Origin of the sequence: Vibrio sp. Hep-1b-8, from assembly GCF_006124995.1 — a bacterium.
Taxonomy (GTDB): Bacteria; Pseudomonadota; Gammaproteobacteria; order Enterobacterales; family Vibrionaceae; genus Vibrio.
The window spans coordinates 27,997-51,038 of record NZ_QEWN01000008.1 but is presented as its reverse complement, the minus strand read 5'-3'; the positions used below and the strand labels follow the sequence as shown (position 1 = coordinate 51,038).

The following is a 23,042-nucleotide window of genomic DNA, read 5'->3' as shown; positions in this document are numbered from 1 at the left end:
TAGACCCCTCTCAAATCAAGGTTGTGGTGAATGTTTTGCAAAATCCTGTGATAACGGGCGTGCTACAAGTTGTTATTTCTTGCCATTCAACCAGATTTTTATTCTAAAAAAATTCTTTTTGATGTACTTTAATAAAGAAATTCAATTATTTTTAGGTTTTAATCAATGCAAAATATCGGGATGTCGTCGAAACTCGATAATGTCTGCTATGACATTAGGGGTCCGGTACTAAAACATGCTAAACGCATGGAAGAAGAGGGGCATAAAATACTAAAGCTAAACATCGGAAACCCCGCCCCATTTGGCTTTGACGCACCTGACGAAATCCTAGTCGATGTAATCCGTAACTTGCCTACTTCGCAAGGCTACTGTGATTCAAAAGGAATTTATTCAGCTCGTAAAGCCGTCGTTCAGTATTATCAGCGCAAGGGAATTCATTCACTAGACGTCGAAGACGTCTACATTGGTAACGGCGTCTCTGAGCTGATCGTTATGGCAATGCAAGCGTTGCTAAACAATGGTGACGAAATGCTCGTCCCTGCACCTGACTACCCGCTATGGACCGCTTCCGTCGCTCTTTCCGGTGGTAATGCGGTGCACTACATGTGTGATGAAGAAGCGGATTGGTATCCAGACCTTGACGACATCAAGCGTAAAATCACGCCAAAAACACGCGGCATCGTATTAATCAACCCGAATAACCCAACCGGTGCAGTATACAGCCGTGACTTCCTACTTGAAGTGATCGAGATTGCACGTCAGCATAAACTCATCATCTTCGCTGATGAAATCTACGACAAAGTTCTTTACGACGGCGCAACACATACTTCCGTTGCAACCCTAACCGACGATGTCATCGTGATGACGTTCAATGGATTGTCGAAAGCTTATCGCGTGTGTGGTTTCCGTGGCGGTTGGATGTTTATGACGGGCCCTAAACATATGGCCAAAGGCTATATAAACGGTCTCGATATGCTAGCGTCAATGCGACTCTGTGCTAACGTGCCGATGCAACATGCGATTCAAACTGCATTAGGTGGTTATCAAAGTATTAATGAATTGATTCTGCCTGGTGGTCGTCTGCTCGAACAGCGTGATCGCGCATGGGAATTGATTAACCAGATCCCAGGGGTATCGTGTGTCAAACCGAAAGGGGCGATGTACTTGTTCCCAAAAATTGATACTAAGGTTTACAACATCAAAGATGACCAGAAGATGGTGCTCGATTTCTTGGTGCAAGAAAAAGTACTGCTTGTTCAGGGGACAGGGTTTAACTGGCCTAAACCTGATCACTTCCGCATCGTGACTTTACCTCACGTCGAAGATCTTGAAGTTGCGATCGGTCGCTTTGAACGCTTCCTGTCGACCTATAGTCAGTAGTAATTAGCTTCAATCTCTCATATTCTTAAAGGGCACTCACTGAGTGCCCTTTTTCATTTCATGGAGTAGAGAAATGTCAGATAGTCCAAACAAAGTTGTTCAGGAAAGCCACTTTTTTGCCCACTTGGCGCGCATGAAACTGATTCAGCGTTGGCCGTTGATGCGTTCAGTATCAAGTGAAAACATCTCAGAACACAGCTTACAGGTTGCTTTCGTTGCCCACGCTTTGGCACTGATCAAAAACAAGAAGTTTGGCGGCAACCTTAACCCAGAAAGAATCGCTATCTTAGGTATGTACCATGACACCAGTGAAGTGTTAACCGGTGATTTACCAACACCCGTTAAGTACTACAATCCAGAGATAGCCAAAGAATACAAAAAGATTGAGGCTGCCGCAGAAAAGAAACTGTTATCTATGCTGCCCGAAGAATTTCACGATGATTTCACCCCATATTTAATCTCCCAACAAGCGCATTCCGATGATGCCATGATAGTTAAGCAAGCCGATACCATTTGCGCCTATCTGAAATGTCTCGAAGAACTGAGTGCCGGCAATCATGAGTATGCGCTGGCGAAAAAACGCTTAGATGTCACCTTAAAGCAACGCTTTACCCCAGAGATGGAATATTTCCTAAATACCTTCGCACCAAGCTTCGAGCTCTCTTTAGACGAGATCAGCTAATACAGCTTGTTGCCACTTAATTACGATGCCAGAACGCGTTAAGCAAATATTCAATCAATACTTTCTTACGTTTCGGCATCAGTTGCCTATCTGCATAAACAAGACTCACCTGTACTTCAGGCATCTTGTACTCAGGTAATAAGCGCAGCAACAGGCACAAGCAAGTCTGATTGCGACCATGCAACGCGACGCCGCTATTATGGCCTACAACGATGTATTTCTGATGATGACGGCTTTTCTCGCCGTGGCTGCTGTTTTAATTTTAAGTATGAAGGACTAGCCTATGGATCAAGTGGCAAAATTTTCATAGTTTTCTGCCACTTGAAGTCCTCTCTGCATCGGTGTACGGTTAGGAAAAACAGAGGGGTATTGCCTATGACGTTTCAAATCAGCGATTTATGGCATCAACGTCATGATGATGAACATAAGATTCGTCGTGATGACCACCGCAGCCCATATCAACGCGATCGTGCCCGTATTCTTCATTCTGCTGCCTTTCGCCGCCTACAAGCGAAAACTCAGGTTCACGGCAAAAGTTTCGATGACTTCCACCGCACTCGTTTAACGCATTCATTAGAAGCCGCTCAACTAGGCACCGGAATTGTCGCGCAATTGAAAAAGAAACAACCAGAGTTTCGTGATCTGCTGCCCAGTGACAGTTTGATTGATTCACTTTGCCTTGCACATGACATTGGCCACCCACCCTACGGGCATGGTGGAGAAGTTGCACTTAACTACATGATGCGCAAACACGGTGGATTCGAAGGCAATGCACAGACATTTCGTATCGTCACTAAACTCGAACCTTACACTGAACATTTCGGTATGAACCTAACTCGTCGAACGCTACTTGGGCTCATCAAGTATCCGGCAATGATCAGTCAAACACGAGCAGTGACCCTCCCAGACAGTGTCTCCCATCAACGCAAACTCCGTGCACGCGACTGGATGCCTGCTAAAGGACTTTATGATTGTGATCGCTCACTGTTTGACTGGTTGCTCGAACCTCTGAGCGAAAAAGACAAACAGCTTTTCAGTACGATGCGCGATGAAAAACTGCCTGATACCGAACACAAAAAGACTCGCTATAAGTCTATCGATTGTTCGATTATGGAGCTGGCCGATGATATCGCCTACGGTGTGCATGATCTTGAAGACGCCTTGGTACTTGGAATGGTCAATCGCCACCAATGGATTGAAGGGGCGGCCAGTCAGTTATCGGAATGTGGCGACACATGGTTTGAACAACATATCGATTCCATCACCGACATGTTGTTTGCAGGCACTCACTACCAGCGCAAAGATGCGATTGGTGGGATGGTCAACGCGCTATTGACCAGTATATCTATTAAACCAGTTGATGCCTGTTTTGCGTGTGAACTGCTTTCATTCAATGCCTATCTTGAACCTAAGATGGCTAAGGCTTTAGACATTCTTAAACACTTCGTTAGTGACTACGTTATTCAAGTACCGCATGTACAGGTAGTCGAGTACAAAGGCCAACAGATCATCATGGATATTTTCGAAGCGCTCAGTGCAGATCCTGAGCGATTGTTACCTACTCAAGTTCGTTTGCAGTGGGCAGCAAAACACGACCCGAGTGAAGGATATAGGGTAATCGCCGATTACATTTCATCGATGACAGATGGACATGCCCAGCGCCTGCATCAGCAGCTATTTTCATCACACTAGCAATCGTTGCGCTTTAACAAATCAGGAGCCAAATGGCTCCTGATTCTATTTAGTCAGCCATAAAGGCATCCAACTTTGCCGTCAGTTCCTGTTTTTCTAGGCATTTTAATTAACTCAGATAGTTTTTCTCAAACACCCCCGGTGGCATCTGCTTTATCTGAAACTCTATCATGTGGTTAAAAGCCTCAATCAGTGGCCTAAACTCGTTTTCTGGCTCAAGGAGCGACAAAATATGATAGCCAGCCTCAACAGTCGACAAACTGTTGTCACTTGGCGCTTTGCGGATACGGTAGTTGCCTTGTAGGTCATCAGGTAAACGTATCAAAGGAAGAGAATGCAGATTGGTCGATAAGTGCCAAATTTTATAGGCTTTTTTCCATGTACCATCGAGTAAGATAATGCGTATCTTGGTATCTTCAGTTAGCTTCTCGGCGACTTCCGTATGCGCTAACGCCCCTTCTCCTGGATAGAGTACAAAGTGATGACACTGAGCTTCATTCAGCAAAGCATTGAGTTCAGCGTGCTGCGAGAAATCTTCGCCTTCAAAGCAGTAACTGTTGGCCAGCGACAATTTTAATATACGTGCAGTGCCCATAGGTCTGGTCGTCTCGCTGTGATGCTGTAGAATAACCAGCTCAACATTTGATGTTAAACTTTGTATCCACTTACATATACAAGCTTTGAGTGACTTTCCACATTGAGAACAATATCGGGACATAGTGTGCGCTTATTTCTTCTGTTAATCGCTATAAGTTTAGTGTGCTTGGGTCTGCAATTCGATCCCTTAGCGTCGCAAGTAAATTGGCATCGCTACTGGATTAACCAAGGCCAATGGTGGCGAATCCTAACAGGAAATTTCACTCATACCAACTTTGCTCACCTCACGATGAATCTGGCGGGTCTATGGGTGATTTGTTTCGTTTTTAAGCCAACAGCCAAGAGTTTAGCGCTCATATTGATTGCAACTAGCCTTTGTATTGGTATTCTCAATTTGTTTACCACTATGAATGGCTATGTCGGACTATCAGGCACATTACATGGCATCTTCGCCTATTTCGCCACCTTAGAAGCCCTACAAGAGCGTAAAAGCAGTTGGCTATTGGTGGTTGGTGTGATGCTTAAAGTGACGTGGGAACTCACCATGGGAGCCGCCCAGTCAACCAGCGATCTTATCAACGCACCGGTTGCCGTTGAAGCTCACTTATTCGGTGCGCTGTCTGGCTTGGTATTCGCTCTGATGGTCTATTTCATCAAGAGAAAATCCCAACCTCTGACCACTGCGTAATAATTTGGTTGATGTTCATCGTCAAAGGGCTCAGAATGGCGCCCTTTTTCACGCATAACCAATGTGCGTGAATATTACGCATTTATTATACAGAGTACACACTATGGGTTTTACCTCCTTAGGCCTTTCTGCCCCGATTCTCAAAGCAATTGAGGAACAGGGTTACGACAAACCATCTCCAATTCAGGAGCAAGCTATCCCTGCCGTACTTAACGGTCAGGATGTCATGGCAGCAGCACAGACAGGTACAGGTAAAACAGCCGGTTTCACTCTTCCTATCCTTGAACGCCTAGACAATGGTACACGAGTAAGGGGCAATCATGTCCGTGCGTTAATCTTGACGCCGACTCGTGAGCTGGCTGCACAAGTTCAAGAGAATGTATTCAAGTACAGTCGTTATCAGAAACTGACTTCCACCGTTGTGTTTGGCGGTGTGAAAATTAACCCTCAAATGATGAAGCTTCGTAAAGGTAGCGACATTGTTGTGGCTACGCCAGGACGTCTACTCGACCTTTACCAGCAAAACGCGATTAAGTTTGAGCAGCTTGAAGTTTTGGTTCTTGATGAAGCCGACCGCATGCTTGACATGGGTTTTATCCGCGATATTCGTAAGATCCTAAATTTATTACCAGCAAAACGTCAGAACTTACTGTTTTCGGCCACCTTTTCACCAGAGATCCGCGAACTGGCAAAGGGATTGGTAAACAATCCAGTCGAGATTTCGGTTAACCCTGAAAACTCGACAGCAGTGACCATTGAGCAAAGCATCTACCCAGCAGACAAGCGCAAAAAAGCACCGATGCTAGTCAAACTGATTAAAGATGGCGACTGGAAACAGGTGCTGGTGTTCTGCCGTACCAAGCATGGTGCGAACCGTTTAGCGCTGTTCCTCAATAATGAGAACATTACAGCAGCCGCTATTCACGGCAACAAAAGCCAAGGCGCACGTACTCGAGCACTGGCTGACTTTAAATCCGGTGATATCCGAGTTTTAGTTGCGACAGATATCGCCGCACGTGGTATCGATATTCCACAGCTGCCACAAGTTGTTAACTTTGAGCTGCCCAATGTCTCCGAAGACTACGTTCATCGTATCGGTCGTACAGGTCGTGCAGGTGAAGTAGGCAAAGCGATCTCTTTAGTAGAAGCGGATGAGGCGGGTGATTTATTTGGTATTGAACGTTTGATTCAACAAGTACTGCCGCGTTTTGAGCTGGAAGGCTTTAAACCGGTTAACGAGTTGCCAGAATCAAAACTAGATACACGCCCTATCAAGGCGAAAAAACCTAAGAAGCCTAAGACTGGCCACCAAGATGGTCAACGCTCAGGAGATAATGCCCGTGGCAATAAGCCAGCAAGCAAAAATAAACGCCATTTCGGTCATAGTAAGCCAAGTGGAGAAAGCAAACCTACTAACGTTAAGCATGGCGAAGGAAAAGCGAAAGGCCGTTCTGGTAGCAGTAAGCCATCAAACGGTAAACCGTCTAACCGACGCCCTAACCGCGCAAAAGCACCTCGCAGTTCTGCATCAAGCCAATAGCAGGCTCATCGTTTAAGGCTAAACGACTCCGTTTAGACCACTGAAGTGAGTTAAAAAAGCCCTCGTGACTAGCGAGGGCTTAAACTTTCAGGAAGGGGGATCACTTAATCAGTATCTTTTGAGAATCTCAGCAATCGCAGACTCATTTTCAGCTGCAATAATCGCTTCAACATCCTCATCGTTTTGAAACAGTTCAGACAAAGCAACAATAGTTTGTATATGGCTGTTTGAATCCAACGCTGCCAAAGTGACTGAGAAGAACACATCACCATTATCTTCTGACTCTAAATCAACACCATGTCTAAACACTGTGATTTGTAATGCAGCTTCATTCACACCATCTTCTGGTCGCGCATGAGGCATGGCGATTTTGGGCGCCAAAACATAGTACGCACCGATTTCTTTATGCTTAGTTTTAATCGCTTCTAGATAACTTGCTTCTACCTTGCCCTGCTCTAACAACTTTGAGCAAGTAATGTTTAGTGCTGCATCAACCGTTAAGTTCTGCTCATTTGAGATAACAATATTGTCGCCAATAAGATTCAAAAGACTCATGATACTAACCAACCTAGAATCAGACCAACTACACCAAAATCAAAGTCAGCAAACGTCGTCGCTTCAAGCCCTAGACCACCCAGTACTGGAAGTAGCAACATAGGCAGGAAGGAAATACATAGACCTTGCGTAAATGAACCCAATACTGCACCACGAAGACCACCCGTTGCGTTACCATAGACGCCAGCTGCACCTCCTACGAAGAAGTGAGGTACGACACCCGCAACGATAATAGTCCAGTCAAACATGCCCTGAATACCCATCGCCACAAGACCAGCTGAAAACGATGACAGGAAGCCGATAAGCACAGCATTTGGTGCCACAGGGAATACCATCGGACAGTCTAGTGCTGGTTTTGCACCCGGTACCAATTTGTCAGAGATGCCTTTAAATGCCGGGACAATCTCAGCGATAAGCATCTTCACACCTTGCAGGACAATGTAAACCCCACCGGCAAATGTTAGTGATTGCATAAAGGTAAAGACGACCCAATTCTGTCCACCAGACACTGTCTCAACAAAATCACCACCAGCGATAATAGATGCGAACATAAAGAACACCGCCATTGTCGTAGCAACGGCTACCGGAGTATCACGCAAGAACATTAGGCTTTTTGGTACATTGATATCTTCTGTTGTTTTCGAAGTATCACCGAACTTACTGCCGATGTAGCCCGAAACTAGGTAAGAAAAGGTAGAGAAGTGGCCCATCGCGAGTTGATCTGTGCCCATGACTTTCTCTGTATATTTCTGCGCAAGCGCTGGCATGATCACCATTAAAGAGCCGACAATCACCGAGCCCATTGCAACTAATATTGCACCTTTAATGCCTGCTGTCGATAGAATTACCGCAACGAGCATTGACATAAACATCGTGTGGTGACCCGTTAGGAAAATATATTTCAATGGAGTAAAACGAGCCAACAAAATATTAACCACGAAGGCAAAGAACATAATGAGTGCCATTTCATAGCCAAATACTTCTTGTGCTAATGCTACGATAGCTTCATTATTTGGAATCACTCCGCTTACACCAAAAGCTTCTGTGAATACTGTTGAAAAATGATTTAATGCTCCAACAAGAGCACCAGCACCAAAACCCAAAATTAGGAAACCCATTACGGTTTTAATTGTGCCTTTCAAAATAGTAGAAATATCAGATTTTTGCGCAACAAGACCGATAAAGGCGATTAATCCGACCATGATTGCTGGCTCTTTTAATAAGCCAAGCATAAACTCAAAAAAGCTTGCCATAATAGAATTCCCTTACATGAAGTTCTTTAATTGCTCTTCAATAGAAGCTTTATCAAAAATATTAGCAAGGCTGACAATATTGTTTTTTCCTGCCTCTGCTAACTGATTTGCCACGTCTGTTGCCGCAACCCAAATATCAGCATTACTTGATGCAGCTGATGATAAATCTTCATGATCAACTTCAGCGGAAAAGCCAAGTTTATTAACGACTTCTTTTACAGCCATTTCCATCATTAGTGATGTACCAAGACCATTACCGCACACAACCATAATCTTTTTCATAATATTCATCTCGTAGGGGTTTTAATCGAAAGCTATTTCGCTTTCGTTTCTTTGTTGAAATGAATCATATCCAAATGGTCCGAAAACGGAATAGATCACCATCACAAAATCAAAATGACCTTGTGACGCAGGTCTCGTAAATTAAAGTTAAAACCAGCGAAATTAACACTAAGCAAGCAAAAGGAGCTGTGGCAATTGAGTCTATTTCTAGTTCGTTATTTCCAGAGTGAATGGAAGTGTGATCTGGCAATATGAATGAGGTTAAATAATAGCGTGAATTATTTCCCGTAATCGATAAGCATTTTCTTTAGAAGACTATTAACATCTTTGGTCTTTTTATTTCTCTTAGTCAGTGCACTTAAAGAAGTCGGCATTTCTGGCTTAGAAATTTCTGATTCATCGTCTAAACGATCTCGAAGTTTTTGAACAGCAGGAAGTAGCATACGGATTTCTTCACCATATTCATTTTCAAGAACCACTATATTTTCAGATTCCACTTGAATAATGGTTAAGATACCGTGTTTAACCGATTCTACTTTTTCTCCAACCATAGAAGATTGCGGTGGAACGGAGCGATCTGAGACTTGTCCACTACGGAGTTTAGCAGCAGTAATTGATCGAATATTCCCAGTATTTTCAAACGCAACAATAACTGTATGTGTATTGTAGTATTCAATCACAGTTACATAGCCATGTTTTTTTGTTTCAAATCGAGCACCTATCTGCATATCATGTGGTGCTTCTTGTTTTTTTATTAACATCCAGTATACCTAGGACTTCATGTAAAATCCGACATAGAGTAAGTATATACTCTATAGACAACATTATAAATGGCTACCATTTCGCATAATTCAGGTTAACTTTTAAATGACTTCGCCTTTCTTGCCGCTTTTAACACCTCATATAATACAAATAAAAAAGCGCCATTTGAGATAGGCGCTTTGATTCTGCATGATTAGTCATTTAGATGATTGGGCGCTGGCCACGGTCAATCAACTTCATCAGAACGTTGTCAGCCGCCTCTCCGGCAAGACCTGCAAGCTTTGAGGTCAGCTTCTTCTTCTCTACATAATGAATGGCTAGTACGGTTTTGTCCTTGCACGCTTCAACGACAATGTCATCTGACGTTTTAATCTCATCAACCAAACCAAGTTTATAGGCTTGGGTACCAAACCAATGCTCGCCCGTCGCGACTTTATCTAACTCTAATGCAGGACGACGTTCACGGATAAAATCTTTAAAAAGATCATGCGTCTCTTCTAGCTCTTGCTTGAATTTCTCGCGTGCTTTATCTGTGTTTTCTCCAAACATAGTCAGCGTGCGCTTGTATTCGCCGGCCGTCAGTTGCTCATATTCAATATCGTACTTTTTCAGCACTTTATTGAAGTTTGGTAACTGGGCAATCACGCCAATAGAACCGACGATGGCAAATGGTGCTGAAACAATCTTATCGGCGATGCAGGCCATCATATAGCCCCCGCTTGCCGCGACTTTATCAACAGCAATCGTCAAAGGAAGTTTTGCTGCCTTGATACGATCCAGTTGAGACGAAGCAAGGCCGTAGCCATGTACCATGCCACCACCAGACTCTAATCGTAGTAACACTTCATCACCTTCACGGGCTACAGCTAAAATCGCCGTCACTTCCTCACGCAGCGAAGCCACTTCTTTAGCATCAATACTACCTTTAAAATCAAGGACAAACAGATGAGGTTCACGTTTGCTATCCAGTTCACCCTCTTTTGATGCCTTCTTAATCTCTTTTTCGCGTGCTTTATTCTGTTCTTTCTCTTGCTTCTTCTCAGCCTTATCGCGAGCCTTGATGAAAGCATCGTCATGTAAGTAATGTTCTAGCTGTTCAACGGTATTTTTATGCTGCTCTGTTAAGTTGGTGATTTCGAGTTCACCCTTGGCAGCACCACTTTTTCCGCTCACTGCTTTAGCAATAACCAATATCGCAATCACCGCGACTACAACAGTCACAATCTTGGCCAAAAACAGGCCATAGTCCAACAAAAATTCCAATGTGAGATCCCCAAATGTGCGAATTAGTGTATTGTAACAACCAAGTTATGGATTCATAAAGCAGAACATTACAAAAGGATACACATCGTGGAATATGCTGTTTCTTCAGATGCCCTGAAAGGTAAAGTCATTCTGGTGACTGGCGCAGGTGCCGGCATCGGTAAGCAAGCGGCGCTCTCTTATGCAGAGCACGGCGCTACCGTGATTTTACTTGGTCGTACAGTGAAAAAGCTGGAGCAGACTTACGACGAAATCGAAGCGGCTGGTTATCCTCAACCAGCGATTATCCCGCTTGATATGAAAGGCGCGACTAAACAAAACTACCTCGATATGGTTGATACCATTGAGGGTCAGTTTGGTCGTTTAGACGGTGTTTTGCACAATGCCAGCTTACTCGGTGTCATTAGCCCATTTGATCAGATCGGTGAAGACACTTACGACGATATCATGCAGGTTAACGTTAAAGCGCAATTTCTGATGACTCAAGCTGTGCTGCCTCTACTGCATAAATCGCCAGATGCTCGCATCATTTTTACCTCATCAACGGTTGGTCATAGTGGCCGTGCATTCTGGGGAACTTATGCGATGTCCAAGTTTGCGACTGAGGGGATGATGCAGATCCTTGCTGACGAATTGAGCGAAAGCAACATTCGTGTCAACGCCATCAATCCAGGTGCGACTCGAACAGGCATGCGTGCTAAAGCTTATCCTGCTGAAGATGCAGACTTGCTAAAAACACCTCTCGATATTATGCCGCTCTATCTGTACCTGATGTCAGCAGAGAGCAAGTCCGTAAACGGTGAGTGTATCGACGCACAATCAAAACGATAAACGTAAAAAACTATTTTACATTGCAATCAACGCCTTGTGGTCTGTTTCTAATCGCACAAGGCGTTTTTTTATCCATTTAAATCTCTCTCCTCTTGCCGTTCATACTCAATAAATTATACTGTACATATATACAGGTAAATTATTATGTATGAATTAATCGAGCATCTGAAGAAAAAACAGTGGCTTTGGTCAGGAATCCAAACACCTGAACACCACGATTACTACTCAACAGGCTATGAACTCTTGGATCAAAAGCTCGAAGGTGGCTTTCCAAAATATGGCGTCGTCGAGTTACAAAGTGAGACCAGCATTGGTGAATTACGCCTAGTGCTGCCACACCTGAAAAACACCAGCCAAGATCGATTATCTGTCTTCATTCAAGCACCGGGTTACTTATGTGCTGAGCAGCTTCATCATTTGGGCTTAGACACGAATAAAGTCCTGATGATCTCCCCTCGCAACCCGCACCAAGCATTGTGGGCGGCTGAACAGTGCCTGCGCAGTGGCGCGTGTAGCAATGTGTTGCTTTGGCATCCTGAGCTTGAAGTTCACCAAGCCAGACGACTGCAAGTCGCAAGTGAACGTGGCAACTGCCTGCACTTCGTCTTTAAAAGCGTAGCAAAAAGTCTCTTTTCTCTACCTGTCAGCTTAACTATGACATTGCTGCCCCACCCGCTTGGTATTGAAGTGACCATCACTAAACGCAAAGGAGGCTGGCCACAGGGCAGTTTCGTCATCGATATGAGTGCAAGTTGGCCAAGTTTAACCCTGCAACCTAAAGCACCCGTCGTTATCCCATTCCCGATCCGTCAACAAGGCTAACTATGCAAAGTTGGATCTACCTTCATTTCCCAACCTTGCAGCTGGATGCATTATTTGCAGAAAACAGCGCATCACCACTGGCGATTGTTGAATCAAGCCATTTTAAAGTGGTGCAATGTAACCAAGCGGCTCTCGACGAAGGTATTCAGCTAGGTATGGGGTTGGGCAGTGCCAGTGCTTTGTGCCAGAAGCTACAAGTTCACCCCTACGATCCGAAAATCGAACAGCAAACGTTGCTCAATATTGCCCAATGGCTTTATATGGTCACATCTGATATTTGCTTATTTCCTCCGCAAGGCGTGTTATTAAAAGTCACGGGTATGCTGTCACTCTACGGAGGGTTGAACGCCTATTGGCAACGGGTCTCTCACCATCTTGAAAAGTTACAGCTTAACTATCTGTACTCGATCGGATTCTCGCCATTCTCGGCCATGCTGTTAGCCAAATCAGGTGTCGCACTACTGACGCTCGATAAAGAGAAAATTATCTCGGCGATGGCCCCTTTTCCGCTCTTTGCTACTGAATTAGAGCACAAGCAAGTTGAAAAACTGCAACGAGTTGGAGTGACGACCCTTGAGCAGCTTCTCGCCTTACCGATGCAAGAGGTCGCTCGTCGTTTTGATATTGATCTCGTCAACTACGTAGGACGTCTGATGGGGCAATTCAAACATCCTATCACGTTTTATCACCCCCCTGAACATTTTGAATGCTATCAAGAACTTCTGTTCGACATCGAAAATGTCCAATGGCTAGAAAAACCTTTAACCAAACTACTCGATAAACTCGAATGCTTCCTGACGCTACGCAATCAAGTGGGCTACGAGCTGGCACTGCGATTACATCAACGCGATAAAGAAGAGTGCACAGTCAGCTTTTATTCCGCTAGTGGGGATTATCTCACCACACGATGGCTGACTCTTTGTCGCCTAACAATGGAGTCAATCAAACTGGAGGCTCCGGTTCAAGGATTAACCTTGCGTCTCATTCGCGCCGGAGAGCTAGAATCCACCAGCGCCGATCTCTTTAACGGCGTGCAAGGCGAACAGGCCGAACTGGAACTGATAGGTCTTCTGCAAGCGAAGCTAGGTAATGAACACGTGCGTAAAGCCGCTCACAGCCATGATCCTCGTCCTGAAAAGGCGACCTTTCTCTGTGACCCAACTCTACCAATCCCTATACGTCATATCAGTTATCGCTTACGTCCGAGTTTATTGTTATATAAACCCGAGCCGTTAATGGAAAAGATTGCCATTATTCAAGGTCCTGAACGTCTCGTTACTGGCTGGTGGGATGGCGATGATATGACCCGTGATTACTTCGTTGCTCGCAGTCACGCAGGACGTTGGCTATGGGTATTTCGTAATCAGGATCACCTGTGGTTCGTCCACGGGATGTTTAGCTGACGAGTGTTGATATGACTTACGCTGAACTGTTTTGTCAAAGTAACTTCTCTTTTCTTAGCGGCGCTTCGCATGCTGAAGAGTTGATCTTACAAGCGGACTTTCTTCGCTATCACTCGCTGGCTATCACTGACGAGTGCTCTGTTGCGGGAGTCGTCCGAGCTTATAGCGCCAGCCAACAGCATAATCTTAATATTAAGCTGATTATAGGCAGCATGTTCTGGCTCAATGACGACTGTCAGATCGTTCTGTTATGCCCCAACAGAGAGGCCTATGCAGAGCTTTGTCGAATTATCACCAATGCTAGGAGACGTTCTGAAAAAGGCAGCTATCAGCTGTCAGAATGGGATTTGATGTCGGCTAAGCGTTGCTTGCTCATCTGGCTTCCTTGTCATAGAACCACTGACAATAAGTGGGGACATTGGCTCACTCAGCATCACCGACATCGACTTTGGGTTGGCGTACAGCGTCATCTTAAATCCGATGACAAACAATACCTAGAACACTGTCAGCAACTCGCCACTCACCATCAATTACCCATTACCGCTTGTGGTGGCGTATTAATGCATACCGCGACTCGTTTACCACTGCAACACACTCTGACTGCAATAAAGCACGGTTGTAGCGTGAGTGAAATAGGTGAGCAGCGATTAACAAACACCGAACGAACACTACGCAGTCAGGAAAAGCTCACTAAGTTGTTTAAAGCTGAATGGTTGCAAGAAAGTATAGCGGTTGCCAACCGCTGTACCTTCAGTTTAGGAGAGCTTCAATACGAATATCCAAGCGAGCTGGTCCCCGATGGACACACGCCGATGAGTTACCTAACCAAGTTAGTTGAACATGGTAAAAAGCTGCGCTTTCCAGATGGCGTTCCAAGTGATATCGAAACGACGATTAATAAAGAGCTCGCACTGATCGACGAGCTTAATTATCCATTCTATTTTTTGACCATTCATGACATCGTCATGTTCGCCAAAAACAACCATATCCTCTATCAGGGTCGGGGGTCAGCCGCCAACTCAGTCGTCTGTTACTGCTTAGAGATTACCTCTGTGGATCCCAGAAAAATCTCCGTCCTGTTCGAACGGTTCATCAGCCGTGAACGCGATGAGCCGCCGGATATTGATGTCGATTTTGAGCATGAACGACGCGAAGAAGTCATCCAGTATATTTATCAAAAATATGGTCGCGAACGTGCCGCACTCGCCGCTACGGTCATTTCGTACCGTTTCAAAAGCGCCGTGCGTGATGTAGGTAAAGCGTTGGGAATCGAAGAGAGTCAGTTGGATTACTTTATCAAAAATATCAATCGCCGCGACCGAGCTCAGGGATGGCAAGCTCAGATAGTGGAGCTTGGTCTTCAACCAGACTCGCTAAAGGGGGAACAGTTCATCTCGTTGGTGAATGATATTCTTGGTTTTCCACGTCATCTCTCGCAACATGTGGGCGGTTTTATTATTGCCGCAGGGCCGCTATATGAGCTCGTCCCAGTAGAAAACGCATCGATGGTAGACAGAACCGTTATTCAATGGGATAAGGATGATCTAGAGTCACTGAAACTGTTGAAAGTAGACGTATTAGCCCTAGGAATGCTGACTGCGATTCGTAAATGCTTTGACCTCATTGAACGTCTCCACCACCGTACACTCACCATCGCGGAAATCACCCGGCGTCAGGATGATAGCAAGGTCTACCGCATGATTCAGAAAGCCGATACTGTCGGTGTGTTTCAAATCGAATCTCGGGCACAAATGAGCATGCTACCACGCTTAAAACCCGCCTGCTATTACGATCTCGTCATCCAGATTGCCATTGTTCGTCCTGGCCCGATTCAAGGTGACATGGTTCATCCCTACCTAAAACGCAGAAATGGCGAAGAAAGTGTCGAGTACCCATCACAAGAGGTGCGCAGCGTACTCGAGAGGACTCTCGGTGTGCCTATTTTTCAGGAACAAGTGATTAAAATTGCCATGGTGGCTGCGGGCTTCAGTGGGGGGGAAGCGGATCAACTTCGCCGTGCTATGGCCGCGTGGAAAAAGAGTGGTGACTTAGTCAAATTCAAAACCAAGCTGATAGAAGGCATGCTCGCCAGAGGCTATGAGATTGAGTTTGCTGAACGCATCTTCGCCCAGATACTTGGATTTGGTGAATACGGCTTTCCAGAAAGTCACTCAGCCTCTTTTGCAGTACTTGCTTATTGCTCGGCATGGCTCAAGCATTACTACCCTGAGGCTTTTTATACATCGCTTCTCAATAGCCTGCCGATGGGTTTTTATAGTGCCTCACAACTCGTACAAGACGCTCGTCGCCATGGTGTTCATATTTTGCCAGTCTGTGTGAATGCCTCACAATACGATCACCACGTCGTTTGTGAACAGGGGAAGTGGGCAATTCGGCTTGGACTCAGACAAATCAAAGGCTTCAGCACTCAGAGTGCTAAACAATTGCTCCATGCCAGAGCCGAAACGAGATTTACTCATATCAATCAACTTAAACATATTGGTCTCAACCAACGTGATCTTGAGCTGCTAGCGTCCGCCAACGCCATGCATAGTCTAAGTAATAATCGCTATCAGACCCGCTGGGCAATGATGGACACTCTCTCTGAGCTCCCTCTATTTCAGCATATGCAAGAAGCTGAATTCCCCACTGTGAATGTACCTTCCGAAAGTCAAACTATCCTTGAAGATTATGCCGCGACTGGGCTATCTCTTGCCAAGCATCCTATCACTCTATTGGATGAAAGCGGTGTTCTCGGTCGCTTTACTCGTATGCGTGATTTGGCACAGAAAGCACATCAGTCTTTAGTCACGGTGACAGGTGTCGTAACGGGGAAACAGTCACCTGGCACCGCCGCAGGAGTGACGTTTTTCACGCTCGAAGATGATACAGGCAACATCAATGTCGTGGTTTGGAAAGCAACCTCACGGGCCCAAAAAGCCGCCTATTTGACCGCAAAGATCTTGCAGGTGAAAGGGATTCTAGAGAAAGAAGGGGATGTTCATCATGTTATTGCCGGCCGTTTGATCGATATGACCGATAAGCTGCAAGATTTACGCAGTAAATCGCGGGACTTTCACTAAATTCAACGATATAAGCCCATTATAAATTAAGCAAAAGGGAGCAATGCTCCCTTTAATCAATACAGATATCGATAATCTCTATTTATTCAATACATCGCGCAGACGATCTTGCGCCACTTGAACCAATAAGTCCGGCTGGAACTTAGAAATAAAACGGTCACAGCCTACCTTTTTCACCATGGCATCATTAAAACTGCCACTGAGAGAAGTATTGAGTGTGACAAAAAGATCTTTCATTCGGGGATCACTACGAACTTCATGAGTCAGCTTGTAGCCATCCATTTCTGGCATTTCGGCATCTGTGATCATCAACAACAGGTCTTCAACGACGTTCTTACCTTCGTCGCACCACGACTTAAGTAAATTGAGCGCTTCTAAGCCATCGCGACATTCAATAATATTCAGGCCAAGCTGTGACAAAGTACCACGCACTTGAGTACGTGCTGTCGAAGAATCATCAACAATCAGAACGTTACGACCAACCATCTCGGTCACCAAATCATGATCAAGAACCCCTTCCGAGATAGAAATGTCATAGTCAATAATCTCAGCCAGCACCTTCTCGACATCGATGATTTCAACGATATCTAGATTGTCACCACCTTTAACATGCGTGATCGCCGTTAAGTAGTTTGCTCGACCTGCGGTTTTTGGCGGAGGCTGAATTTCCGTCCATGCGGTATTAACGATATTGCGCACCTGACCAACCAGAAACCCTTGTATGGTTCGGTTATATTCCGTGATGATCAGATTTTCTTCTTGATTCTCTAGACGAGATGGAGGAAAACCAATTGCGGCACGCAAATCAATAACAGGAACGGAGACACCACGAAGAGAAGCAACGCCGGTGATATGGTGATGCGAACCGGGCATTTTGGTCAACGGTGGAACCTTGATCACTTCACGTACTTTGAATACGTTGATGGCGAAAACCTGCCTGCTATTCAAGCTAAACAACAGAAGCTCTAGGCGGTTTTCACCCACTAGATTAGTTCGCTGATCAACGGTATTTAAAACTCCAGACATACTACTTCTCGACCGATGTGTATATAACAAAAGTAGTCTATAGCAAGACTAACGTAAAAATAAACCCATATATCATTCAAGATTATATGGGTTTACTAGAAAGATAAAGGAACTACAGCTCAGAAACTACTATCCTTCGATAACCTTCATCAACAATAGACCATCATAAAGAGCTTGCTTGATTAATGCCGCTCCTGGCATCGTCGCCTGCTTATAGAAGCGTGACTCTACGAGCTCTAAGTCTTGGTGATACACGGGTAAGCTTTGCTCTTCAATACAAGTTTGAATCGCAGGGTAAAGTACTTCTTTCGCTTGGTTAATCACCCCACCAATCAACACCTTTTCTGGGTTGAAGAGGTTAATCACAATTGCAATCGCAGAGCCAAGGTAACGGCCAAGTTTTTCAATCACATCAACAGCGAGCGGGTCGCCATTTTCAGCCGCTTCACAGATATCTTCTACGGTGATCTCTTCTATTTCCGACAGGGAAGAAGCTTCGCCCTGAGCGATACGCTGCGTCACCTCCCCCCTAATTGCCTGAGAACTGGCAACCGTTTCTAGACACCCACGGTTTCCACAATGACATAACTTGCCATTGGGATCGATTTGGATATGACCGAGTTCACCAATATTGCCATGACGCCCTTGCAGTACGCGTCCATCCAGCACAATCCCCGCACCTAAGCCGTGGTGAATAGAGATCAGAACCGAATTCTCATTATCTTGCGAATGACCGAACAGCTTCTCAGCTAAAGCCCATGCGCGCGTATCGTTGGCAATAAATACTGGCAACCCCGTCACCTTGTATATTTCTGGCCCTAACGGCAGATTCTCAACATTGTAGTGCGGCATCTGCAACACTATCCCCTGCTCAGAGTTAACGAGACCTGGTAAAGTAATCGCGATACTGGTTACGCGATCTAACTGCTCTGAGTAGGTTTGAAAAAACTCATCAATTTCATGAAGTAAGCGAGCGAGAACATCATCTTGGTCCACTTCATGGATATCGATTTTGGTGTCGATTAGAACGTCCCCACCCAGCTCATGCAAAGCGATTGTTAAGTAGCCACGTCCAAGACGCATAGATAGGAACTGCCAACCTTCATTGTTGACTTGCAAACCAACAGCAGGACGTCCACGACTGGTCGCTTCTTGAACCGTGGTTTCATGAATAAGATGCGCTTCGATGAGCTCTCGGGTGATTTTGGTAATGCTAGCTGGCGCCAGCTCACTCTGTTTGGAGAGGTCAATCCGCGAAATAGGTCCTTTTTGATCAATAAGTTTATATACGCGGCCAGCATTGACCTGCTTGATATGATCAATATGGCCGGGTTGAGCCATGTACATAGAGTGCTCCAAATATCAACAACTCGACAATTTTTTTACTTTGCGAAGTAATTGTGAAGAGCTTTGATAGATTGCCGTGACAAGTGTCACGTATAAACATGATTCTTTGTGTTCCTAATCAAATAGCGAAGGATTTATCACAAATCGATTCGCATTTTTTTGCGTTAATAAATATCTCTTCAATCACCTTTTCACAGACCGACATCGAATTGTAATGTGATTTATTAGCACAGATTTTACTCAGGTATATACTTATAGCTAACCTGACGTAAGTACGGAAAAAAGCACAGGTGCCGCACGTTAACGAGTACGCGGCAAAGTCAAACCAAGGAGATCCGAATGACTGCAATCCAAAGAAGAACAAAAATTGTCTCTACTCTAGGACCTTCTACCGATCAACCCGGCATGCTGGAAGCAATTATCGAAGCTGGGGTCAATGTAGTACGGATGAACTTCTCGCACGGAACCGCAGACGATCATCGTGAGCGAGCAACACGAGTTCGTAACATCGCTGCAAAACTGGGCACTCATGTCGCAATTCTGGGAGACCTTCAAGGCCCAAAAATTCGTGTATCCACATTTAAAGAAGGCAAAATCACCCTCTCTATCGGCGATATTTTCACTCTCGACAGCGCCTTACCTCCGGGTGAAGGCAATAAGGATGCAGTCGGTCTTGACTATAAAGAACTACCAAACGATGTCTCGACAGGCGACATTCTACTGCTTGACGATGGCCGTGTTCAGCTACAGGTCATTGCTGTTAACGGTACAGAAGTCCGTACCAAAGTTATTATTGGTGGCCCGCTATCAAACAACAAAGGGATAAACAAAAAAGGCGGTGGTCTCTCTGCTGAAGCGCTCACAGAGAAGGACAAGAAAGATATCAAGCTCGCAGCCGAAATTAACGTTGACTACCTTGCGGTTTCATTTCCTCGCAACGGGGAAGATATGAAGTATGCCCGCAGACTCGCGACCGATGCAGGGCTACAGACCCGTCTCGTCGCCAAAGTGGAACGTGCCGAAACAGTAGAGAGTGAAGCTAACATTGACGACATCATCATTGCTTCGGATGCGGTGATGGTTGCGCGTGGTGATTTAGGGGTCGAAATTGGTGACCCAGAGCTTGTGGGTGTTCAAAAACAACTTATCCGCAGAGCTCGAGCACTCAACCGAACCGTTATCACGGCGACGCAGATGATGGAGTCGATGATGGAAAACCCAATGCCGACTCGTGCCGAAGTAATGGACGTAGCCAATGCGGTCTTAGACGGCACCGATGCCGTTATGTTGTCAGGTGAAACCGCTGCGGGCAAATACCCACTGGAAACTGTTCGCTCGATGGCAGAAGTCTGTTTAGGGGCAGAGAAAATGTCCGCTGTAAACCGTTCTAGCTACCGAATGGAGTCCGTATTTGAGACAGGTGAAGAGACGATTGCAATGTCAACAATGTTTGCAGCAAACCACATGCGTGGAATCAAAGGCATTGTGACACTGACTGAATCCGGTCGTACCGCGCTTATGATGTCTCGCTTGAGCTCGGGGCTACCAATCTTCGCTCTCTCACGCAATGAAAGTACGCTCAATTTATCGGCGCTTTATCGCGGCGTATTCCCTGTCTTCTTTGATGATAAGTCAGCGACGGGGCTCGCCACGGCCGAAGCCGCTGTCGCCACCTTGAAGCAACGTGGATTATTAGACGATGGTGACCTAGTGATTATTACTCAGGGGGATGTAATGGACGTAGTTGGTTCAACCAACTGTATGCGTATCTTAGCTGCATAACAAGTCAGCACTCTGCAACCGTTAAGGGAGCGTATCAGCTCCCTTATTTACATACGACGGCAAGTTTGTCAGTACACTGAGAAAACGCTTCTACAAAACGAAATCCAGCGTCTAAACCCGTCTGGTAGTCATGCAGCAGATCTTCTCGCTCACTCATTAGTGAACTCGATTTCAGCGCTTGTTCGGGCCTAATTTGGATAACAAAACAGTCATCAGGTGGCGAATGCAAAAACTCTTGGGTCAACGAATAGGTTTGATAGTGCACCATCAGCATATCCGCTAGGCCTGAATCAAACTTGTCCCCCAACAAATGGCTAAGTCGATAAACATCATCCGCACCAAATAGCCAACGTCCACCATTTAGTGATTCAAGATGTTTATGCTCTATTTTTTCCCGCTTAGCACGCTCAACCTGCTCGGCGAAAAACAGGTGCCAATCGTGTTTCCAGCGTCCAAGCCTTTCCTGAAAATGACCATGAATGAGATTAAACGAATCACGTAACCACATATTTTCCAATTGCTGAGTCTCAACAGGAGGCTTATCTAATAGATCATCACCTTCAGTCCGAATGACAACGATGCAACGCGCCTCTCTGCGCCACGCCTCCTGGACGGGTATCGAAGCAGAAACACCCCCATCGACATACTCGCCGTGAGGAAACTGTACTGGTTGATGATACAAACGAGGAATCGCACACGTGGCTATGAGCACCTTTTTCCAATCTTCTTGCAACATTGGTAGGTAGTGGTCAAACAAACGCTCAGTATCGGTTACAGCGGCGTAGGCATGCCGATTTGCGAGTACCCTTCGGCCTAAATCTATATCTAGCCGGTACGGATAGTCGCTAATCTTATCCAAAGCCCAATCTAAACCAAGATACTGCTTACGACGAATATAACGAAACAGGTGAAAAAACTCAGAGTCAGTCGTCAGGTCGAGAATAAACGAGCGGCCAATACCTCTTTGGCGGCATAGGAAAGCGCACAAGTTCAATGCACCAGCCGATGTGCCATAAAAGGAGTGGAAGGGATCAAAATTGGAAAGGAGAAATGCATCAAGAACACCAGAGGTAAAAATCCCCCTTTGGCCGCCTCCCTGAGCAACCAAAGCATTGTTACCGCCAGTGTACTTTTTGAGCCTTTCAGTATCGAGTTGTACAGCAGCGTTGGTGATAACACCGCAGTTTTTCATCGAATGGCTACGCCGTCATAACAGCAGTAACAGCAAATCCGAGAAGAACAGCAAATACTGTCACTGTAATGATTAGGGCAAACTTCAGATCGTGTTGCATAGACACCTCCTTTATTGTGTAACAAAGTAATAACATCTATGTGAGCCATCTTCAATTAATACGTATTTTTTGTGTGGCATTATGATGTTAGCGTCACAATTAACGCATTACTGATCGGGAAAGAGGCTATAAATGAAACTCAAACATACCATGCCAATACTGTTACTTGTAACCAGTCCCGTGGCCTTTGCTGAGATACACATTTCACCTTGGATTGGCTACACCGCGGGAGGGAGTGTTGAAGACCAAGCTCAGAACAAACTCGACTTAACCAGCTCACCAAGCTTTGCCCTGTCCATTGAAAGTGATATTGACAACGGTCGCATTGGGCTATTCTACAGCCAGCAAAATAGTGAAGTGGAAAACATCAACCTCAACTCATCCATCCACTACTTGCATCTGCAAAGCAGCATCTACTATCCGGTCGAGGACAAAATCTCAGCTTACTTGGGTATCGGGCTTGGAGCATCGTATATCAATGCGGATTGGGTTAAAGACGAAGTAGGGTTTTCAGCGAGTATCTTTACGGGAATTGAATACCGAGTGTCAGACTCACTTGCGCTTAACACTCATATTCGTTGGCTAGGAACGGTCGTGGATAACGAAACCACTGGAATATGCCAATTCAACAACAGTAGCAATGACTCCTGCGTGATTAAATTCCAAACAGATTGGATGAACCAATTCTCCGCAAATCTTGGGATTAGCTGGCGCTTTTAGTCGTACACCGATACATCTTCAGAGCATGAAAATAAGAAAGGA

The 23,042-nt window shown here is 45.3% G+C and carries 21 protein-coding genes and 1 pseudogene; 11 read left to right on the top strand and 11 right to left on the bottom strand.

Going from position 1 to position 23,042, the window contains the following annotated elements:
* The first annotated feature begins 165 nt into the window (after window positions 1-165).
* Entirely contained in the window at window positions 166-1,380 is a 1,215-nt protein-coding gene (locus DA100_RS03060) for a pyridoxal phosphate-dependent aminotransferase (protein ID WP_138970822.1), read from the top strand.
* A 73-nt stretch (window positions 1,381-1,453) separates the two neighbouring features.
* Window positions 1,454-2,062: a 5'-deoxynucleotidase gene (gene yfbR, locus DA100_RS03055; RefSeq protein WP_138970821.1), complete on the top strand. Its 609-nt coding sequence runs from the start codon at window positions 1,454-1,456 to the stop codon at window positions 2,060-2,062.
* 16 nt (window positions 2,063-2,078) lie between these two features.
* On the opposite strand, the pseudogene DA100_RS21575 reads toward yfbR, so the two are convergent.
* Window positions 2,079-2,213 (bottom strand): annotated as a pseudogene (locus tag DA100_RS21575) (LysR family transcriptional regulator); the annotation flags it as partial.
* A gap of 224 nt (window positions 2,214-2,437) precedes the next feature.
* Between DA100_RS21575 and DA100_RS03045 the strand changes: the two are divergent.
* Window positions 2,438-3,754 (top strand): anti-phage deoxyguanosine triphosphatase, encoded by a 1,317-nt coding sequence (locus tag DA100_RS03045; RefSeq protein WP_138970820.1) that lies wholly within the window; start codon window positions 2,438-2,440, stop codon window positions 3,752-3,754.
* A gap of 109 nt (window positions 3,755-3,863) precedes the next feature.
* Here DA100_RS03045 and DA100_RS03040 read toward each other — a convergent pair whose 3' ends face one another.
* Window positions 3,864-4,472 carry a DTW domain-containing protein gene (locus DA100_RS03040; protein ID WP_138970819.1) on the bottom strand — a complete coding sequence of 203 codons (609 nt, stop codon included), beginning with the start codon at window positions 4,470-4,472 and terminating at the stop codon, window positions 3,864-3,866.
* Window positions 4,473-4,475: 3 nt separating this feature from the next.
* On the opposite strand from DA100_RS03040, the gene rrtA reads away from it, so the two are divergent.
* Together rrtA and DA100_RS03030 are read left to right on the top strand one after the other, a co-directional pair.
* A complete protein-coding gene (gene rrtA, locus DA100_RS03035; protein ID WP_138970818.1) occupies window positions 4,476-5,039 on the top strand; it encodes a rhombosortase in 564 nt (187 codons plus the stop codon).
* Window positions 5,040-5,142: 103 nt separating this feature from the next.
* Window positions 5,143-6,579 carry a DEAD/DEAH box helicase gene (locus DA100_RS03030; protein ID WP_138970817.1) on the top strand — a complete coding sequence of 479 codons (1,437 nt, stop codon included), beginning with the start codon at window positions 5,143-5,145 and terminating at the stop codon, window positions 6,577-6,579.
* A 108-nt stretch (window positions 6,580-6,687) separates the two neighbouring features.
* On the opposite strand, the gene DA100_RS03025 is transcribed toward DA100_RS03030, so the two are convergent.
* The 5 genes from DA100_RS03025 to sohB form a co-directional block, all read right to left on the bottom strand.
* Window positions 6,688-7,134 carry a PTS sugar transporter subunit IIA gene (locus DA100_RS03025; protein ID WP_171052122.1) on the bottom strand — a complete coding sequence of 149 codons (447 nt, stop codon included), beginning with the start codon at window positions 7,132-7,134 and terminating at the stop codon, window positions 6,688-6,690.
* Entirely contained in the window at window positions 7,131-8,387 is a 1,257-nt protein-coding gene (locus tag DA100_RS03020) for a PTS ascorbate transporter subunit IIC (protein ID WP_138970815.1), read from the bottom strand. Before DA100_RS03020 ends, DA100_RS03025 begins: the two co-directional genes overlap by 4 nt.
* Before the next feature lie 12 nt (window positions 8,388-8,399).
* Window positions 8,400-8,669: a PTS sugar transporter subunit IIB gene (locus tag DA100_RS03015; RefSeq protein WP_138970814.1), complete on the bottom strand. Its 270-nt coding sequence runs from the start codon at window positions 8,667-8,669 to the stop codon at window positions 8,400-8,402.
* A 278-nt stretch (window positions 8,670-8,947) separates the two neighbouring features.
* Window positions 8,948-9,430 carry a hypothetical protein gene (locus tag DA100_RS03010; RefSeq protein WP_138970813.1) on the bottom strand — a complete coding sequence of 161 codons (483 nt, stop codon included), beginning with the start codon at window positions 9,428-9,430 and terminating at the stop codon, window positions 8,948-8,950.
* Between the two features lie 202 nt (window positions 9,431-9,632).
* Window positions 9,633-10,694: a protease SohB gene (gene sohB, locus DA100_RS03005; protein WP_138970812.1), complete on the bottom strand. Its 1,062-nt coding sequence runs from the start codon at window positions 10,692-10,694 to the stop codon at window positions 9,633-9,635.
* A gap of 87 nt (window positions 10,695-10,781) precedes the next feature.
* On the opposite strand from sohB, the gene DA100_RS03000 reads away from it, so the two are divergent.
* The 4 genes from DA100_RS03000 to DA100_RS02985 all read left to right on the top strand — a co-directional run bounded on the left by DA100_RS03000 (window position 10,782) and on the right by DA100_RS02985 (window position 16,833).
* Window positions 10,782-11,525, top strand: a complete 744-nt coding sequence (locus DA100_RS03000; protein WP_138970811.1) for a YciK family oxidoreductase — start codon at window positions 10,782-10,784, stop codon at window positions 11,523-11,525.
* A 144-nt stretch (window positions 11,526-11,669) separates the two neighbouring features.
* Window positions 11,670-12,347: a translesion DNA synthesis-associated protein ImuA gene (imuA, locus tag DA100_RS02995; RefSeq protein WP_138970810.1), complete on the top strand. Its 678-nt coding sequence runs from the start codon at window positions 11,670-11,672 to the stop codon at window positions 12,345-12,347.
* Window positions 12,348-12,349: 2 nt separating this feature from the next.
* On the top strand, window positions 12,350-13,750 hold the full coding sequence (locus DA100_RS02990; RefSeq protein ID WP_138970809.1) for a DNA polymerase Y family protein: 1,401 nt from the start codon (window positions 12,350-12,352) through the stop codon (window positions 13,748-13,750).
* A gap of 11 nt (window positions 13,751-13,761) precedes the next feature.
* Window positions 13,762-16,833: an error-prone DNA polymerase gene (locus tag DA100_RS02985; protein WP_138970808.1), complete on the top strand. Its 3,072-nt coding sequence runs from the start codon at window positions 13,762-13,764 to the stop codon at window positions 16,831-16,833.
* Between the two features lie 78 nt (window positions 16,834-16,911).
* On the opposite strand, the gene DA100_RS02980 is transcribed toward DA100_RS02985, so the two are convergent.
* Both DA100_RS02980 and DA100_RS02975 read right to left on the bottom strand, forming a co-directional pair.
* Complete coding sequence (locus tag DA100_RS02980; RefSeq protein WP_138970807.1) at window positions 16,912-17,859, bottom strand: chemotaxis protein CheV; 948 nt, start codon at window positions 17,857-17,859, stop codon at window positions 16,912-16,914.
* A 129-nt stretch (window positions 17,860-17,988) separates the two neighbouring features.
* The gene (locus DA100_RS02975) at window positions 17,989-19,206 is read right to left on the bottom strand and encodes an ROK family protein (RefSeq protein ID WP_138970806.1); all 1,218 of its coding nucleotides are present in this window, start codon (window positions 19,204-19,206) and stop codon (window positions 17,989-17,991) included.
* Window positions 19,207-19,545: 339 nt separating this feature from the next.
* Here DA100_RS02975 and pyk point away from each other — a divergent pair, with 339 nt between their 5' ends.
* Complete coding sequence (pyk, locus tag DA100_RS02970; protein WP_138970805.1) at window positions 19,546-20,988, top strand: pyruvate kinase; 1,443 nt, start codon at window positions 19,546-19,548, stop codon at window positions 20,986-20,988.
* 43 nt (window positions 20,989-21,031) lie between these two features.
* Here the strand turns inward: pyk and DA100_RS02965 are convergent, their stop codons facing one another.
* A complete protein-coding gene (locus tag DA100_RS02965; protein WP_138970804.1) occupies window positions 21,032-22,180 on the bottom strand; it encodes a patatin-like phospholipase family protein in 1,149 nt (382 codons plus the stop codon).
* Between the two features lie 7 nt (window positions 22,181-22,187).
* The gene (locus tag DA100_RS02960) at window positions 22,188-22,280 is read right to left on the bottom strand and encodes a YnhF family membrane protein (protein WP_138970803.1); all 93 of its coding nucleotides are present in this window, start codon (window positions 22,278-22,280) and stop codon (window positions 22,188-22,190) included.
* Between the two features lie 132 nt (window positions 22,281-22,412).
* Here DA100_RS02960 and DA100_RS02955 point away from each other — a divergent pair, with 132 nt between their 5' ends.
* Window positions 22,413-23,000, top strand: coding sequence for an outer membrane beta-barrel protein (locus DA100_RS02955; protein WP_138970802.1), 588 nt, complete (start codon window positions 22,413-22,415; stop codon window positions 22,998-23,000).
* The last annotated feature ends 42 nt before the right edge of the window (window positions 23,001-23,042 follow it).

Bases quoted from the DNA above. Each gene is read 5' to 3' on its own strand.
- DA100_RS03040 (WP_138970819.1), bottom strand. From the start codon at position 4,472: ATGTCCCGATATTGTTCTCAATGTGGAAAGTCACTCAAAGCTTGTATA.
- DA100_RS03045 (WP_138970820.1), top strand. From the start codon at position 2,438: ATGACGTTTCAAATCAGCGATTTATGGCATCAACGTCATGATGATGAA.
- DA100_RS03025 (WP_171052122.1), bottom strand. From the start codon at position 7,134: ATGAGTCTTTTGAATCTTATTGGCGACAATATTGTTATCTCAAATGAG.
- DA100_RS02975 (WP_138970806.1), bottom strand. From the start codon at position 19,206: ATGTACATGGCTCAACCCGGCCATATTGATCATATCAAGCAGGTCAAT.
- imuA (WP_138970810.1), top strand. From the start codon at position 11,670: ATGTATGAATTAATCGAGCATCTGAAGAAAAAACAGTGGCTTTGGTCA.
- DA100_RS03060 (WP_138970822.1), top strand. From the start codon at position 166: ATGCAAAATATCGGGATGTCGTCGAAACTCGATAATGTCTGCTATGAC.
- DA100_RS03015 (WP_138970814.1), bottom strand. From the start codon at position 8,669: ATGAAAAAGATTATGGTTGTGTGCGGTAATGGTCTTGGTACATCACTA.
- DA100_RS02955 (WP_138970802.1), top strand. From the start codon at position 22,413: ATGAAACTCAAACATACCATGCCAATACTGTTACTTGTAACCAGTCCC.
- DA100_RS02965 (WP_138970804.1), bottom strand. From the start codon at position 22,180: ATGAAAAACTGCGGTGTTATCACCAACGCTGCTGTACAACTCGATACT.
- DA100_RS02980 (WP_138970807.1), bottom strand. From the start codon at position 17,859: ATGTCTGGAGTTTTAAATACCGTTGATCAGCGAACTAATCTAGTGGGT.
- DA100_RS03020 (WP_138970815.1), bottom strand. From the start codon at position 8,387: ATGGCAAGCTTTTTTGAGTTTATGCTTGGCTTATTAAAAGAGCCAGCA.
- yfbR (WP_138970821.1), top strand. From the start codon at position 1,454: ATGTCAGATAGTCCAAACAAAGTTGTTCAGGAAAGCCACTTTTTTGCC.
- pyk (WP_138970805.1), top strand. From the start codon at position 19,546: ATGACTGCAATCCAAAGAAGAACAAAAATTGTCTCTACTCTAGGACCT.
- DA100_RS03030 (WP_138970817.1), top strand. From the start codon at position 5,143: ATGGGTTTTACCTCCTTAGGCCTTTCTGCCCCGATTCTCAAAGCAATT.
- DA100_RS02960 (WP_138970803.1), bottom strand. From the start codon at position 22,280: ATGCAACACGATCTGAAGTTTGCCCTAATCATTACAGTGACAGTATTT.
- DA100_RS02985 (WP_138970808.1), top strand. From the start codon at position 13,762: ATGACTTACGCTGAACTGTTTTGTCAAAGTAACTTCTCTTTTCTTAGC.
- DA100_RS02990 (WP_138970809.1), top strand. From the start codon at position 12,350: ATGCAAAGTTGGATCTACCTTCATTTCCCAACCTTGCAGCTGGATGCA.
- DA100_RS03010 (WP_138970813.1), bottom strand. From the start codon at position 9,430: ATGTTAATAAAAAAACAAGAAGCACCACATGATATGCAGATAGGTGCT.